The sequence below is a fragment of the Nocardia citri genome, assembly GCF_054065835.1.
The window spans coordinates 35,717-49,598 of record NZ_JBSUQM010000011.1 but is presented as its reverse complement, the minus strand read 5'-3'; the positions used below and the strand labels follow the sequence as shown (position 1 = coordinate 49,598).

General features: G+C 65.1%; 15 protein-coding genes and 2 pseudogenes. 8 read left to right on the top strand and 9 right to left on the bottom strand.

The genetic code is table 11. The features are described 5' to 3' along the window. Positions 1 to 978 precede the first annotated feature (978 nt). Positions 979 to 1,053 (top strand): annotated as a pseudogene (locus ACW2Q0_RS17410) (hypothetical protein); the annotation flags it as partial. A gap of 137 nt (positions 1,054 to 1,190) precedes the next feature. Here the strand turns inward: ACW2Q0_RS17410 and ACW2Q0_RS17405 are convergent. Together ACW2Q0_RS17405 and ACW2Q0_RS17400 are read right to left on the bottom strand one after the other, a co-directional pair. Then, a pseudogene (locus tag ACW2Q0_RS17405) lies at positions 1,191 to 1,526 on the bottom strand (GNAT family N-acetyltransferase); the annotation flags it as partial. Positions 1,527 to 1,555: 29 nt separating this feature from the next. Further along, complete coding sequence (locus ACW2Q0_RS17400) at positions 1,556 to 2,914, bottom strand: FAD-binding oxidoreductase (RefSeq protein ID WP_457191316.1); 1,359 nt, start codon at positions 2,912 to 2,914, stop codon at positions 1,556 to 1,558. Positions 2,915 to 3,001: 87 nt separating this feature from the next. On the opposite strand from ACW2Q0_RS17400, the gene ACW2Q0_RS17395 reads away from it, so the two are divergent. Then, positions 3,002 to 3,520, top strand: a complete 519-nt coding sequence (locus ACW2Q0_RS17395) for a GtrA family protein (RefSeq protein ID WP_457191314.1) — start codon at positions 3,002 to 3,004, stop codon at positions 3,518 to 3,520. A gap of 32 nt (positions 3,521 to 3,552) precedes the next feature. On the opposite strand, the gene ACW2Q0_RS17390 is transcribed toward ACW2Q0_RS17395, so the two are convergent. From ACW2Q0_RS17390 to ACW2Q0_RS17380, 3 genes are read right to left on the bottom strand one after another with little or no spacing between them, the layout of a single operon-like run. Beyond that, positions 3,553 to 4,191, bottom strand: a complete 639-nt coding sequence (locus ACW2Q0_RS17390) for a Type 1 glutamine amidotransferase-like domain-containing protein (protein WP_457191312.1) — start codon at positions 4,189 to 4,191, stop codon at positions 3,553 to 3,555. A 6-nt stretch (positions 4,192 to 4,197) separates the two neighbouring features. Beyond that, complete coding sequence (locus ACW2Q0_RS17385) at positions 4,198 to 5,037, bottom strand: maleylpyruvate isomerase family mycothiol-dependent enzyme (RefSeq protein WP_457191310.1); 840 nt, start codon at positions 5,035 to 5,037, stop codon at positions 4,198 to 4,200. Next, positions 5,034 to 5,498: an HIT family protein gene (locus tag ACW2Q0_RS17380; RefSeq protein WP_457191308.1), complete on the bottom strand. Its 465-nt coding sequence runs from the start codon at positions 5,496 to 5,498 to the stop codon at positions 5,034 to 5,036. The genes ACW2Q0_RS17385 and ACW2Q0_RS17380 overlap by 4 nt, the downstream gene beginning before the upstream one ends. A 280-nt stretch (positions 5,499 to 5,778) precedes the next feature. On the opposite strand from ACW2Q0_RS17380, the gene ACW2Q0_RS17375 reads away from it, so the two are divergent. From ACW2Q0_RS17375 to ACW2Q0_RS17365, 3 genes are read left to right on the top strand one after another with little or no spacing between them, the layout of a single operon-like run. Continuing rightward, positions 5,779 to 6,897 carry a Re/Si-specific NAD(P)(+) transhydrogenase subunit alpha gene (locus ACW2Q0_RS17375; RefSeq protein ID WP_457191306.1) on the top strand — a complete coding sequence of 373 codons (1,119 nt, stop codon included), beginning with the start codon at positions 5,779 to 5,781 and terminating at the stop codon, positions 6,895 to 6,897. Then, entirely contained in the window at positions 6,897 to 7,235 is a 339-nt protein-coding gene (locus ACW2Q0_RS17370; protein ID WP_457191304.1) for an NAD(P) transhydrogenase subunit alpha, read from the top strand. Before ACW2Q0_RS17375 ends, ACW2Q0_RS17370 begins: the two co-directional genes overlap by 1 nt. Next, a complete protein-coding gene (locus ACW2Q0_RS17365; RefSeq protein WP_457191302.1) occupies positions 7,235 to 8,665 on the top strand; it encodes an NAD(P)(+) transhydrogenase (Re/Si-specific) subunit beta in 1,431 nt (476 codons plus the stop codon). Before ACW2Q0_RS17370 ends, ACW2Q0_RS17365 begins: the two co-directional genes overlap by 1 nt. Before the next feature lie 47 nt (positions 8,666 to 8,712). Here ACW2Q0_RS17365 and ACW2Q0_RS17360 read toward each other — a convergent pair whose 3' ends face one another. From ACW2Q0_RS17360 to ACW2Q0_RS17350, 3 genes are all read right to left on the bottom strand, one after another. Next, the gene (locus tag ACW2Q0_RS17360; protein ID WP_457191300.1) at positions 8,713 to 8,949 is read right to left on the bottom strand and encodes a hypothetical protein; all 237 of its coding nucleotides are present in this window, start codon (positions 8,947 to 8,949) and stop codon (positions 8,713 to 8,715) included. Positions 8,950 to 8,992: 43 nt separating this feature from the next. Continuing rightward, complete coding sequence (locus ACW2Q0_RS17355; RefSeq protein WP_457191298.1) at positions 8,993 to 10,270, bottom strand: MFS transporter; 1,278 nt, start codon at positions 10,268 to 10,270, stop codon at positions 8,993 to 8,995. Between the two features lie 73 nt (positions 10,271 to 10,343). Next, positions 10,344 to 10,613, bottom strand: a complete 270-nt coding sequence (locus ACW2Q0_RS17350) for a hypothetical protein (protein ID WP_457191296.1) — start codon at positions 10,611 to 10,613, stop codon at positions 10,344 to 10,346. A gap of 58 nt (positions 10,614 to 10,671) precedes the next feature. On the opposite strand from ACW2Q0_RS17350, the gene ACW2Q0_RS17345 reads away from it, so the two are divergent. Next, positions 10,672 to 11,106, top strand: a complete 435-nt coding sequence (locus ACW2Q0_RS17345; protein ID WP_457191294.1) for an acyl-CoA thioesterase — start codon at positions 10,672 to 10,674, stop codon at positions 11,104 to 11,106. Between the two features lie 23 nt (positions 11,107 to 11,129). On the opposite strand, the gene ACW2Q0_RS17340 is transcribed toward ACW2Q0_RS17345, so the two are convergent. Continuing rightward, positions 11,130 to 11,639 carry an Lrp/AsnC family transcriptional regulator gene (locus ACW2Q0_RS17340; RefSeq protein ID WP_457191292.1) on the bottom strand — a complete coding sequence of 170 codons (510 nt, stop codon included), beginning with the start codon at positions 11,637 to 11,639 and terminating at the stop codon, positions 11,130 to 11,132. A gap of 146 nt (positions 11,640 to 11,785) precedes the next feature. Between ACW2Q0_RS17340 and pdhA the strand changes: the two genes are divergently transcribed. Together pdhA and ACW2Q0_RS17330 are read left to right on the top strand one after the other, a co-directional pair. Continuing rightward, entirely contained in the window at positions 11,786 to 12,898 is a 1,113-nt protein-coding gene (gene pdhA, locus ACW2Q0_RS17335; RefSeq protein WP_457191290.1) for a pyruvate dehydrogenase (acetyl-transferring) E1 component subunit alpha, read from the top strand. After that, complete coding sequence (locus ACW2Q0_RS17330; protein WP_457191288.1) at positions 12,895 to 13,866, top strand: alpha-ketoacid dehydrogenase subunit beta; 972 nt, start codon at positions 12,895 to 12,897, stop codon at positions 13,864 to 13,866. Before pdhA ends, ACW2Q0_RS17330 begins: the two co-directional genes overlap by 4 nt. The last annotated feature ends 16 nt before the right edge of the window (positions 13,867 to 13,882 follow it).

Below are 13,882 nucleotides of genomic sequence, written 5' to 3'. Positions count from 1 at the left end.
TTGGAACGCAGCCCATTCCACGAACCAGGCAGCAGCAGCGAGCGATGTTTGATCGGGCTACGGGAATTGGGCTGTGACTGGCTTCCAGACGCGCCATCGGCACGTACTGCGGTCACTGCCGAATTCAGCCATACAGGATCAAGAGCGCCTGCGGCGGCGCTACGCGCCGCCGCCGCGCTACGACGCGCAACCGTCTTGCTCGTCCCTCGCCGCCGGGCGCGTCGGCACGTCGGCGACGCGTTGCGCCTCCAATGTCGCTCCAGGACATGATTGGCCATTTTGGCAATAACAGAGGAAGTGTGGGCGCGACGTGAGCCGTACCCGACCTACCTCCCGCAGCCGATCACGAAACGGCCGGCGGGCTGCCCGGTCGACTGGCTGTGGTCCCGACCCGCAGCGGTCACGGACCGGGGGAGTGTGCCGTTGAGGTACCAGCTGCCGCACTACGACCGGGCTCCGTCCGTTCCGGGCCATTCCCAGTCGGGGAATTGGGCGACACCGACCCGAACACGTGCCCGCAGACGCAAGCCCTCGCCGCGGTAGTCGACCATCGTCACCCCCGATGTCGGGCAGCTGATCGACGGTAGCGGCAGCATGTCCTTTCCATCCGCGCCGGATAGCACCAATCTCACCCCTAGAGAACACATCCCGGCTCGGGGTCCCGCCTCCTCATGGCCCCATGATCTGACTTCAGTCCGGGTGAGTAAAGGGCGCTACCGCGTCGCTACGCGATGGCCGAAGGCCACCCTTGACTAACCCTCCCTCAGCACAGGATCGGCCAGTATGAGGAAGCGGGGAGAGTAGGTGTCGGACATGCCAAAGCAGCGGATAGGCGATCTATCCGCTGCAAAAGCCAGGCCGTCTACAGGCCGTGGGAGGCCGGGGAGCGCCCGGAACAGGTGAGAACCAAGGAGAACCTTCCGCCCAGCTCAGACGAGATTTTCACGCTCTTCCCCGAGGGCACCGGTTTCCGGCCGCAAGATCACCCAGATCTACGAGGGCACCAACCAGATCCAGCGTGTCGTCATGTCGCGCGCACTGCTGCGAGGCTGATGACGCATACCGACCGGGAGTTCACGCCGAAGCACTGAGCGGTTCGAACACCCGGTCTTTTTGCGGTAACCGGTGCCGGTCGGGCGGCATCGAGGCAACTGATCGGGAATCGGTCCGATCCTCGCGGACCATCCGTATCAGGCGACCAGATCGGCGTATTCGCGGTGCTCGGCGATGTACTTCTCGACGTACCAGCAGGTCGGGATGATGGCGAAGCCATCCGCGCGCGAATCCTGCAGCGCGTACTCGACCACCTGGGCGGCCACGCCGCGGCCGCGGAACTCCGGGAAGGTCATGGTGTGGTGGAAATCCCGCACCTTAGGGGGGTGGTTGTCGGCGGAGCCGACGGGGCGGGTGAGGTCAGCGTCTTCGCGTTCGGCGTAGTCGGCGTACCCGGCGAGGGTGTCGTCGATATAGATCTCGAATCGGGTATCGGCGACATTGTGCTCGAGCCTGGTGGTCATGGTCGGGTGAAACTCCTCAGCGGCCGGGAATGTTCCGTCTACAGAATCGCTCCTGGATTGAGGATGCCATGCGGATCGAGCGCATCCTTGATCCGGCGTGTGAGAGCCATCACATCGGGTCCGAGCTGATCGGGCAGCCACGCCTTCTTCAAACGGCCCACTCCGTGCTCGCCGGTGATGGTGCCGCCGAGTTCGATGGCCAGATCCATGATCTCGCCGAAGGCGCGGTGCGCGCGTTCGGTCATATCCGTGTCGGCCGGATCATGCACGATGAGCGGGTGGGCATTGCCGTCCCCGGCGTGCGCGATCACCGAAACCAGCACATCGTTGTGTGCCCCGATAGCAGCGACGCCGTTGACCAGATCGGCGAGCCGCGGCAACGGAACACCGACATCCTCGAGCAGGAGCGTCCCGATCTTCTCGACCGCCGGAATGGCGAAACGCCGTGCGGCGGTGAAGGCTTCGCCTTCGGTCGGATCCTCGGTGTGGAAAACCTCGGTGGCACCGGACTTTTCGCAGATGCCCGCCATGACTTCGGCCTCGTGCCCGGCGAATTCGCCTGGTGCGTCGGAACGGGCGAGTAGCAGCGCGGCGGCCTCGCGATCCAGACCCATCCGCAGCTCGTCCTCTACCGCATTGATCGCGACGGCATCCATGAACTCGAGCATGGCGGGCCGCAGGGCGCCGGTGATGCCGAGGATGGCGTCGGTGGCGGCGGTCAGCGTCGCGAAGGTCGCTACCACAGTGGACTGTGGCGGCTGTGCGGGCAGCAGTCGCAAGGTGAGTTCGGTGATCACCCCGAGCGTGCCCTCGCTGCCGACGAACATCTTGGTCAGCGACAGGCCCGCCGAATCCTTGAGCCGGGGTCCGCCGAGCCGGACCACCGTGCCGTCGGCGAGCACCACCTCCATGCCGAGCACGTAATCGGTGGTCACGCCGTATTTCACACAGCACAGGCCGCCCGCGTTGGTGGCCGCATTGCCACCGATCGAACAGATTTCGAAGGAGGATGGGTCCGGTGGGTACCACAGGCCGTGTTCGGCGACCGCACGTTTGACCTCCGCATTGAGCAGGCCGGGCTGAACTACCGCGGTGCGGGTGACCGGGTCGACGGTGATCGCGCGCATGCGTTCGGTGCTGAGCACGATGCCACCGTCGACGGCAGTCGCACCGCCCGACAGTCCGGATCCGGCCCCGCGCGGCACCACCGCGACCTTGTGTTCATGTGCCCACCGCAATGTCGCCGCGACATCATCGGTGCCGGTCGCACGGACCACGGCCAGCGGTGCGCCGGCGCCCGGATCGCGTGCCCAGTCCTGTCGATAGCCTGCCAGCAGGTCGGCGTCGGTGAGTATCGCGCCGTCGGGCAGGTGGGAGATCAGGTCATGCAGGTCCACACAGCTCACGCTATACGGTGGGTGCGAGCCCGGGTGGGCGGTCGACTCTGGGGTTCCACCCGATCTTGTTTCCTGGGCGCTCACCTGATGGACACCTACCGCTGGCATGCTGGCGGCGTGACGAGCACCGAGTCCCTGGTGGCGGGCTTCTCCCGCTGGTGCGAAGCCGTCGTCGCGCGGCTGCCGTCGGGGTTGAATCACCTTGTCGCCCCGACGTTTCTGGGCTTCGCGCTGATCAACGGTTTCACCTTCGGAATCGACCTGGCGCTGCTCACAGTGCTGCACGGCTGGTTGGGACTGCCCGTATGGCTGTCGGTCACGGTGGCCTATATGTGCGCGTTCGGGCTCAGCTTCGTCCTCAATCGCACGTTCAACTTCCACTCGCACGCGCCCGTCGGCAGGCAGGCCGTGGTGTACGTGGTGGTGGTCGTGATCAATTACCTCGCCTTCATCCTCGGCGTCGGTAGCGGACTGGCCGCGCTGGGCTTGGAATACCATCTGTCGCGGTTGCTGGCGGGGGCCTGCGAGGCGGTCTATATGTACAGCGCGATGCGCTGGGTGGTATTCCGCCGCAGTGACGCCGTCGTCATGTCCCCGTCGGCCTGATCATTCGCACGTGATCGGCGGATTGGTTTCGCCTACCGCAAGATCTCGATATTGTCGCCGTCGACCACGACGACATCGTTGTCGGTGAGCGCCCAGTGTGCGATCCCCTCGGCTCGATAGCGGGCGGCCAGTGCCGCGGATATACCGTCCGGATCGGTCGCCGAGTCCAGATGCGCCACGATGCGATGGTCGACCAATCCCAGCCCATCCCACAGCGGTTCGATGCCGCAGGCCGGTTCGACCTCGGCCGGATCATCGGCGGACTCCAGACCGCGCAGATCCGGAGTCAGCAGACAGGCGCCAGCGCTGTACCCGGCGTACACCAGCGCATCGGCGTCGAGCAGCTTCGGCAGTACGAAATCGGCTCCGCTGCGGGCGAATTGGGCGCGCAACACGAAAGTATTGCCGCCGCGCACCCACACCAGTGGGTATTTCGCCAGGGTGGTTTCCAGTTCGGTTGCCCGTCCGACGAATTCGCGCAGATCCAGCACCTCGGGGGTGTAGCCGAGTTTGCGCAGCGGGGTCATGTCACTGGTGACCGCAGCCGCCCAGGCCGCAGGCCAGGCGTCACATGCGTTGGGAATCACCGCGACTCGGCCCGGCTCGCCGACGAGCGCGGCGAGCCGGTCGTAGTGTCCGCCGAATCGGTAGCTGGACAGGAAAAGTCGCACCGGGGCTCAGATGGTGAAGGCCAGACTGCGCACCAGTCGGTTGCCGAGTGCCACGTCGCCGGAGATGGTGAATTCGCCCTCGTGCGCATCCGCCGTGGTGCGTCCGCCGCGCAGTCGGGCGAACAGGCCCGAGTCCATCCGAACCACCACGGTGGCGGGTGCGTCCAGTTCCTCGACGACAGTGGCGCGGCCGTCCATCGCGACGTGCAGTGTCTGCGGTAACGGGCCGGTCAGCTCGATGGTGATGCGTGTTCCGTCCGGCGCTCCCGCACCCTTCGCGACCGCTCGCCCGATGCTGGCGGTGAGTTCGCCGAAGGCGCGCGCGGCGCGCGGCCCGCCCTCGTCGATCGAAACGCCGAGCCCGTCGGCGATATCCAGTTCGTGCACCCAGCAGTCGAACAGCCGCACCCGCATGAACCGGCCATAGCTGACTTTGCCGATCGGGGATACGGTCTCGGCCTGCCATTGCGCGTCACCGAATGATGCCAGTGCCGCGCGCCTGCGCTCGGTGACCTCGCGATACAGCTCGAGCAGTCGCCTACCCGACAGCGGCCGCAGCCTGTCGACCCAGATCTCGTTGAACACGCCGGTCTCGTTGCGCACATGCGGCAGCGTCTGCATATCGGTTTCGGGCCGGATCGGATCGTGTGCGGGTGGGTGCTCACCGAGCAGCCAGGATTCCGTGCCGACCACGTGTGCGACCACATCGAACAGCGACCAGCCCGGCAGCGGAGACGATGTGCGCCAACGCTCTTCATCGAGATCGGCGACCAGTGTCGCGATCGCCTCCCATTGCTCCGACAGCAGGCCGGTCAGTTCGGTCCGGTCCTGGGGCGAGTCGGTCATCCTCGCGATCCCTGCTCGGCGCTGGTCTCGCCTGCGTTTTCCAATGCCGATATTCCGGCGCGGATGGCGGCCGCTGTGGTCTGCGGATCGTGTGGGCGCCGCAGCAGCAGCCCGGCGGCCATGCTCAGTTTGTCGCCGTGCCGGCGCGGTATCACGTGCAGGTGGACATGCGGAACCGTCTGGAAGGCAGCGGTGCCGTCATTGAGGACGAGATTCGCACCGTCGGCGGCCAGCTCGCTGCGTCGGATCGCGAGTGCGAGCCGATGTCCGGCGCGGAAGATGTGCGCGCCCGAGTCGGCGTCCAGCTCCGCAAGTTCGGATGCGTGTCGTTTCGGGATGATCAGGGTGTGGCCGCGGGCGATCGGACGAATATCCAGGAATGCGCAGAGCGTGTCATCCTCGTAGACCTTGGTCGCCGGGGCCTGTCCTGCCGCGATGCGGCAGAAGACGCAGTCGTTCACACCGCCGACCATACGGCGTAGGGCCCCCGGGCAACAGACTGAGCATGACGCATGTCACTATCCGGGGTATTGCATCGCATCGACCAGGCTTCCAACCTTGGTGTTGGTCACGAATCCGACAAAACGGCGGAATCTGGCCGCAGCTTGTGACCAGCATCTCAGCTACGCTCACCGCGAGCCGGGTACAGTTTGCGAGAATTTGGACGAACTTACTCCAAAGTAACATCGTCCGGCGGTCGACCGGTTGCGTGAAGCTCAGCCAGAGAAGGAAGTCTGACAAGTGGAGACAACGCAGAGCGTAGGCGACGAATCGCCGCGCGGAGCGCGTGTCGGAGTCGTTCGCGAGTCAAACGCGGGCGAGCGGCGTGTCGCTTTGGTGCCGAAGATCATTCCGAGCCTGCTGAAGCAGGGGGTCGAGGTGGTGGTCGAAGCGGGTGCCGGGGTCGGCGCGCTCATTCCGGACGCGGCCTACGAAGATGCGGGCGCGACCATCGGTGATCCGTGGTCGGCCGATGTGGTGGTGAAGGTCGCTCCGCCCGGTGACGCCGAGGTGGCGAAGCTGACCAGCGGGCAGACCCTGATCGGCTTCCTCGCCCCGCGCAATGCCGAGAACCAGATTCCGGCGCTGAAGGTGGCCGGGGTACACGCTTTCGCCGTAGAGGCGATTCCGCGTATTTCGCGTGCTCAGGTGATGGACGCGTTGTCGTCGCAGGCCAATGTGGCCGGTTATAAGGCCGTGCTGCTGGCCGCGTCGGAATCGACGCGATTCTTCCCGATGCTGACCACCGCGGCGGGCACGGTGAAGCCCGCGACCGTGCTGGTGCTCGGTGTGGGCGTGGCGGGTCTGCAGGCGCTGGCGACGGCCAAGCGTCTGGGTGGCCGGACCACCGGGTATGACGTGCGTCCCGAGGTCGCCGATCAGGTGCGGTCGGTGGGTGCGCAGTGGCTGGATCTGGGTATCGACGCCGCCGGTGAGGGCGGGTACGCCCGTGAACTCACTGATGCGGAGAAGGCCGAACAGCAGCGGGCGCTCGAGGATGCGATCAAGGGTTTCGACGTGGTGATCACTACCGCGTTGGTGCCGGGTCGCCCCGCGCCGCGGCTGGTGACCGCGGCGGCGGTGGAGGGCATGAAGCCCGGCAGTGTGATCGTGGATCTGGCCGGTGAGACCGGCGGCAACTGTGAGCTGACCGAACCAGGCGAGACGGTGGTCAAGCACGAGGTGACGATCGCCTCGCCGCTGAATCTGCCCGCGACCATGCCCGAGCATGCCTCGGAGCTGTACTCGAAGAATATTGCGGCACTGTTGGAGTTGATGTTGGTCGACGGGAAACTCGCGCCCGACTTCTCCGATCAGGTGCTCGCCGATTCCTGCGTCACTCGTGAGGTGGATGCCTGATGTACACCGAACTGCTAGCCAATATCGCGATCCTGGTGTTGTCCGGGTTCGTCGGGTTCGCCGTCATCTCCAAGGTCCCCAATACCCTGCACACGCCTTTGATGTCGGGTACCAACGCCATTCACGGCATCGTCGTGCTCGGCGCGTTGGTAACCCTTGGCAATGTGGCGGATCCCTCGATCCTGACCCAGATCATCCTGTTCGTCGCGGTCGTGTTCGGAACGCTGAACGTCATCGGTGGTTTCGTGGTCACCGACCGGATGCTGGGCATGTTCAAGGGCAAGAAGGCCGCGCCGGTCAAGGCTGCCGTGGCCGAGCGATCAGAGGGAGCAGCGTGATGCATACCTTCGACAATGTGACCTATCTGGTCAACGGGCTCTACATCGTCGCCTTCGGCATGTTCATCTACGGTCTGATGGGCCTGACCGGTCCGAAGACCGCCGTGCGCGGCAATCTGATCGCCGCCGCGGGCATGGTCATCGCCGTGGTGGCCACTCTGATCTCCATCCGCCACACCTCGAACTGGATTCTGATCGTCGCCGGGCTCGTGGTCGGTGTCGTGCTGGGTGTGCCGCCCGCGAAATACACCAAGATGACCGCGATGCCGCAGCTGGTGGCCGCGTTCAACGGTGTCGGTGGCGGCACGGTCGCGTTGATCGCGTGGTCGGAATTCATCAACTCCCAGGGTTTCTCGCATTTCGACGAACAACCCACCGTGCACATCGTGATCGGCTCGCTGTTCGCGGCGATCATCGGATCGGTGTCGTTCTGGGGTTCGCTGATCGCCTTCGGCAAGCTGCAGGAGATCCTGCCCGGACGCCCGATCGGCGTCGGCAAATTCCAGCAACCGCTGAACCTGCTTTTGCTGGTGGGCGCGATCGCCGCGGCGGTCGTGATCGGGATCGGCGCCACCAAAGACGGTGTGCCCCAGTACTGGATGATCGCGGTCCTCGTCCTCGCCGGTGTACTGGGCCTGATGGTCGTGCTACCCATCGGCGGCGCCGACATGCCGGTCGTCATCTCCCTGCTCAACGCTTTGACCGGTTTGTCCGCGGCCGCCGCGGGTCTGGCACTGAACAACACCGCCATGATCGTGGCCGGCATGATCGTCGGTGCCTCCGGCACAATCCTGACCAACCTCATGGCCAAGGCGATGAACCGCTCGATCCCGGCCATTGTCGCCGGTGGCTTCGGCGGCGGCGGCACCGCACCCGGTGCCGGTGGTGGTGAGCAGAAGCAGGCCAAGGCCACATCCGCCGCGGATGCCGCGATCCAGATGGCCTACGCCAATCAGGTCATCGTGGTCCCCGGCTACGGTATGGCCGTTGCCCAGGCCCAGCACGCGGTCAAGGAAATGGCCTCGCTGTTGGAGGCCAAGGGCGTCGAGGTCAAATACGCTATCCACCCCGTCGCTGGACGCATGCCCGGCCATATGAACGTGCTGCTCGCCGAGGCCGAGGTCTCCTATGACGCGCTCAAGGAAATGGACGACATCAACGGCGAATTCGCCCGCACCGATGTGGCTTTGGTAATCGGCGCCAACGACGTCACCAACCCCGCCGCCCGCGAGGACTCCTCGTCCCCGATCTACGGGATGCCCGTCCTCAACGTCGACCAAGCCAAGAGCGTGATCGTGTTGAAGCGTTCGATGAATAGTGGTTTCGCAGGTATTGACAACCCACTGTTCTACGCCGACCACACCTCCATGCTCTTCGGCGACGCGAAGAAATCCGTCGGAGCTGTCACCGAAGAACTCAAAGCGCTGTAAGTACCGGTGTACGAAAGCCCGCTTCCGTTCGCGGAAGCGGGCTTTCGTCATCCCAACTGCCGTTCGCGCGCTTCGATCGCATCCTTGGCCTGCCGCAGGCTACTACTCGTGTGGCTGCGATAGACCTTGATCGCGTGAATCTTGTTGCCCTGCCGAATGAGTTCGTCGATTTCGTCATAGGGTGTCGCTGGGTCTTCGTAAGGGAGTCCGAGGTGTTTGATGATCGCGTCGAGCTTGCGTTCGAGCTGATCGATCCGGCGCTCGAGCCTGTTGTTATCGAACATCTCTCGAACCTACCGACCCGGAGTGCTATGCACGCAGACTGCGCTACAGCCCGCTGATCCGGCCGCGCGACTTCTGGGGTGGCGCGACCGCACTCGCGTAGCAGCAGCAGAACACGGCGGCGACGAGCGGGACGACCATGGCGATGGTGAGTGTGACCAGATCGGTCAGCCAGCCGATGATGGAGGGGCCGGCGAGCAGGCCGAGGTAACCGAGGCTGAATACCCGCGACATGTCGGTGGCCGCCGTAGTCGAGCCGAGATTGCCTGCGGCGGTGAAGATTTGCGGGATGCCGCCGGAGACGCCGAGGCCGCAGAGCGCCCAGCCGAACAGCGTCAGCGGCAGCCGGCCCGAAGCCATGATCAAGATCAGTCCGAATGCGGCGAGCAGGGCGCCGTAACGGACGACTGCGACGCGGCCGAAGGCGCCTGCGACGCGGTCGGCGGTGAATCGCCCTGCGGTCATGGTGCACGAGAATGCGCCGAATGCCAGGGCCGCGGTGGCATCGTCGACACCGAGGTGGTCACGGACCTGCAGAGCGCTCCAGTCGGCGGCGACGCCCTCGGTGAGGAGTAGGGCGAAGGCGATTGCGGCCAGCGCCAGGACTTTTCGGGAGCGGTTTGTCACGGTTGTCGACGGGGCTGTTGCGGCGTCGTATGACATGGTTTCGGACTCGCCACCGCGGTCCTGCGGAATGTGGTCGTGCTCGTACCGGTCGCGCTCCGAGGGGGCGTCCGGGTTCGATTCTCGCGCAACCGATCCGGTGTCCGTCAGCAGGCGTGGCGCGAGCGCGGCGGTAATCGCCAGCCCGGTCACCGCCGCGAGCGACAAGCTCAGGCGCACATCCCATCCCGCGCGCTGAGCGGCGGCACCCAGCAGCGAGCCGAGGAATCCACCGCCGGAGAACAAGGCGTGGAACGACGACATGATCGGTCGGTCATAAACCCGCTCGACGTGCACGGCTTGGGTATTCATCGAAACGTCCAGCGCGCCACTGCCGAAACCCAAGCAGGCCAACGCGATCGCCAGGCCCACCGGCCCCGTCGCGAGTCCTGGTCCGAGCAGGGATATCGAGGTGATCGCTGCGGCGGCCGCCACCACGATCCGGCTGCCGAATCGGTCGGCGAGCGGGCCCGCGATGCGCATGCCGACAATGCCGGCACCGGCGAGCAGGAGAATGAACATGCCCAGCGTGGAATGCGCGATCCCAGTCCGGTCGGTAATGGTCGGGATGTGCACGACCCACATGGCCAGCAGGAAACCGTTCAACGCGAACACCACGAATACCGCGGCGCGTGCTACCCGGGTCTGCGGATCGATCATCGTGGTCGCCACCGATTCGACGGTACCGCCTCGAGTTCGATCGCGTGGCCGCACGGGGAGCCGGTCCGGGACATCATCGGCCTAGGCCGGGCTCCGCGGATCTCGCCGTTGAGATCGGCGTCCGTGCGGTGGTCTTACCGCTTACAACCATCCACTGACTTGAGATGTTCCGCACACCGGCGGCCTTCTCCTCGGGCGTAATCGCGGATATCTTTCGGCTCCCGGCCGGCAGCACGCTGGAAGCCGTCCGCGATGTTGGAGTTCTGCCGTCCAGTATCGTGCCGAGCAGGTAGTCGAGCAGGCTGACGACGTCGGCGGACAGTTGGTACTCGGTCAGTGCCACACAAGCACTTCGGTGTGAGTCCACGCGACCACCGGCAGGGCAGTACTCCGGCTGAGCTATGGTCGGCCTGGTGACGCCGCAGTATCCAGTCCTCTGGCCGATGCCGACCCGCTGGGCCGATAACGACCACTACGGTCACGTGAACAACGTGACGTACTACTCCTACTTCGACACCGCCGTCAACGCCTGGCTCATGCACGCCACCGGCACGGATATCCGCGAACTGCCCGCTCTCGGCGTGGTCGCTCAGACCTCCTGTCAGTACCACGGCTCCCTGAGCTTCCCCGACCAACTCCAGGTCGGATTACGCATCTCCCGACTCGGCCGGTCCAGCATTACCTACGACCTGGCCATCTTCCGCGAAGCCGACGATGCCCTGGAACTTGCCGCCACCGGCACGTTCGTCCACGTCTACGTAGACAACGAAACGCGCAAACCAGTAGAAATCCCCGAAATAATCCGCACCGCCGCCGCCACCCTCGTCACTGGGTGAACGTGCCGCGAGTATTCACCGGATCAGGCTCGTAGCGAGCGATCGGCGGCGGCCAGGCGATGCAGCAGCGGTGCTGTGCGTGGGCCGACGAATTGCTGCATCACCAATGCCATATTGGTGCGCTCCACGCCGGGAATCTTCAATATCTGCCCGGCGATCCGGTACAGATCGTCCGCATCCTGCGCTACCACCCGGACGGTGAGATCGGTCAGCCCGGTCATGCCGCACACTTCGGTCACCTCCGGTACCCGGGCGAGTTCGGCGACCACCGAATCCAATCGATGCTGATCGACGACGACGGCGACGAAAGCTGCCAGTGGGTAGCCCAGCGCCTGTGGTTGCACGCGACGTTCGAAGCTGGCCAGCACACCGTTCGCCTCCCAGCGCGACAGCCGCGCCTGCACGGTATTGCGGGACAACCCGAGCCGGGTCGCCAGCTCGACACCGGTCGCGCGTGGGTTGGCGACCAGCTCGAGCAACAGCCGCGCATCGGTGGCGTCCAAGGTCACGTCGGCCGGTTCTTTACTGGTCATACAACGCAGTATGACAGTACGTTGCGATCAATATTTGGGCATTCTGCTTACTCGCGTAGCGATCACTTGCGCACATCGCCTACTCGTGGATGCTATGTGATATGGGGCACACCCGCCCTGCGTCCGCAGTCAGGAGGCGATCCCGAATGACGAACAAATCCGACTATCCGGTTCAGTTGGTACAACCCGACGGCCGCCGCGTAGTGGACCGAGAGCACGCCGCACTGGTCGCCGACATCGGTCCCGCACAGCTTCGCGCGATGTATACGGACCTGGTTGTCACCCGCCGGATCGACACCGAGGCAACTGCCCTGCAACGCCAGGGCCAGCTTGGACTGTGGGCGCCGATGATCGGACAGGAAGCCGCTCAGGTCGGCTCGGCCTACGCGCTGCGCCCCGACGACTACGTCTTCTGCAGCTACCGCGAGCATGCCGTCGCCTACTGCCGCGGCGTCCATCCCACCGAGCTCACCCGGATGTGGCGCGGGGTCGCGCACTCCTGCTGGGATCCCGAAGCGGTCAATATGACCAACCCGAACATCATCGTCGGCTCGCAGGGCCTGCATGCGACCGGTTACGCCTACGCCGCTCATCTCGACGGCGCGGAGATCGCGACCATCGCCTACTTCGGTGACGGCGCCTCGAGTCAGGGCGATCTCGCCGAGGCCTTGGGCTTCGCCGCGAGTTGGGGCGCGCCGGTCGTCTTCTTCTGCCAGAACAACCACTGGGCAATCAGTTCCCCCGTCCGGATCCAGAGCGCGACTCCGATCGCGCGGCGCGCCTACGGGTACGGGATTCCCGGCCTGCAGGTCGACGGCAACGATGTGCTCGCTGTTCTCGCGATCACCAGGCAGGCCGCCGCCCGCGCCCGCACCGGCGGCGGACCGTCGTTCATCGAAGCGCTCACCTATCGGATGGGCCCACACACCACCGCCGACGATCCGACCCGCTACCGTTCCACCGCCGAGACCGAGGAATGGGCGCGCCGCGACCCGATCGCGCGGCTGCGCAAGCTGCTGGAGCGAGAGGAGCTGTGGGACACGGCATTCGAGCGTCACGTCGATGCGCGCGCCGACGAAGTCGCGGACCAGGTGCGCACCGCGACCATCGATATGCCGGATCCGGCACCGACACAGCTGTTCGATCATGTCTATGCCACCCCGCATCCGCTGATCACCCAGGAGCGGAGCGAGTACGCGGCGTATCTGGCCGGCGATCCCGGTGAGACCACCGCGCGACCGGAAGGAGTTCGCACATGATCACGACCTTTGCCGCAGCGCTCAATGCCGGGCTGCGACGGGCCATGGACGACGATCCGAAAGTCGTACTGATGGGGGAGGATATCGGACGTCTCGGCGGGGTCTTCCGGGTAACCGATACGCTGCAAAAGGATTTTGGGAACAACCGCGTCATCGATACGCCGCTGGCCGAATCCGGAATTATCGGAACGGCTTTCGGAATGGCGCTGCGCGGCTACCGGCCGGTCTGTGAGATTCAATTCGACGGCTTCGTCTATCCGGCCTTCGACCAGATCGTTTCGCATGTCGCCAAGATCCACTATCGCACGCAGGGAAAGGTATTCGTGCCCATCACGATTCGCATTCCGTTCGGCGGCGGAATCGGTTCGGTGGAGCACCACTCGGAATCGCCGGAGGCGTATTTCGCCCACACCGCGGGACTGCGTGTCGTGACGCCGAGCAATCCCGCCGACGCGTATTTCATGATCCGCCAGGCGATCGCGCTCGATGATCCGGTGATCTTCTTCGAACCCAAGCGGCGCTACTGGGATAAGGCCGAGGTCGATTTCGATGCGGAGGCCCTGCCGCTGGACCGCGCCCGCGTCTGCGTCAGTGGCACCGATGCCACCGTCGTCGCCTACGGCGGCACCGTGGCCTCGGCCCTTACCGCCGCGAAAATCGCCGCCGAGGAGGGGCATTCGCTCGAGGTGGTCGATCTGCGTAGTTTATCGCCGATCGATGTCGACACGATCGCGGCTTCGGTGGCCAAAACCGGCAGGTTGATCGTGACACACGAAGCGCCGGTTTTCGGCGGGCTCGGGGCCGAGATCGCCGCACGGATCACCGAGCGCTGCTTCTACTACCTGGAAGCGCCGGTACTGCGCGTCGGTGGCTTCGACATCCCCTACCCCCCGGCTAAGCTCGAAAAGCACCACCTGCCCGATCCGGACCGCATTCTCGCCGCGGTCGATCGCTCACTCGCCGCCTGACCGCTCACTGAGAGGT

Bases quoted from the DNA above. Each gene is read 5' to 3' on its own strand.
- ACW2Q0_RS17365 (WP_457191302.1), top strand. From the start codon at position 7,235: ATGCATACCTTCGACAATGTGACCTATCTGGTCAACGGGCTCTACATC.
- ACW2Q0_RS17340 (WP_457191292.1), bottom strand. From the start codon at position 11,639: ATGACCAGTAAAGAACCGGCCGACGTGACCTTGGACGCCACCGATGCG.
- ACW2Q0_RS17370 (WP_457191304.1), top strand. From the start codon at position 6,897: ATGTACACCGAACTGCTAGCCAATATCGCGATCCTGGTGTTGTCCGGG.
- ACW2Q0_RS17395 (WP_457191314.1), top strand. From the start codon at position 3,002: ATGGACACCTACCGCTGGCATGCTGGCGGCGTGACGAGCACCGAGTCC.
- ACW2Q0_RS17345 (WP_457191294.1), top strand. From the start codon at position 10,672: ATGGTCGGCCTGGTGACGCCGCAGTATCCAGTCCTCTGGCCGATGCCG.
- ACW2Q0_RS17355 (WP_457191298.1), bottom strand. From the start codon at position 10,270: ATGATCGATCCGCAGACCCGGGTAGCACGCGCCGCGGTATTCGTGGTG.
- ACW2Q0_RS17360 (WP_457191300.1), bottom strand. From the start codon at position 8,949: ATGTTCGATAACAACAGGCTCGAGCGCCGGATCGATCAGCTCGAACGC.
- ACW2Q0_RS17330 (WP_457191288.1), top strand. From the start codon at position 12,895: ATGATCACGACCTTTGCCGCAGCGCTCAATGCCGGGCTGCGACGGGCC.
- pdhA (WP_457191290.1), top strand. From the start codon at position 11,786: ATGACGAACAAATCCGACTATCCGGTTCAGTTGGTACAACCCGACGGC.
- ACW2Q0_RS17385 (WP_457191310.1), bottom strand. From the start codon at position 5,037: ATGACCGACTCGCCCCAGGACCGGACCGAACTGACCGGCCTGCTGTCG.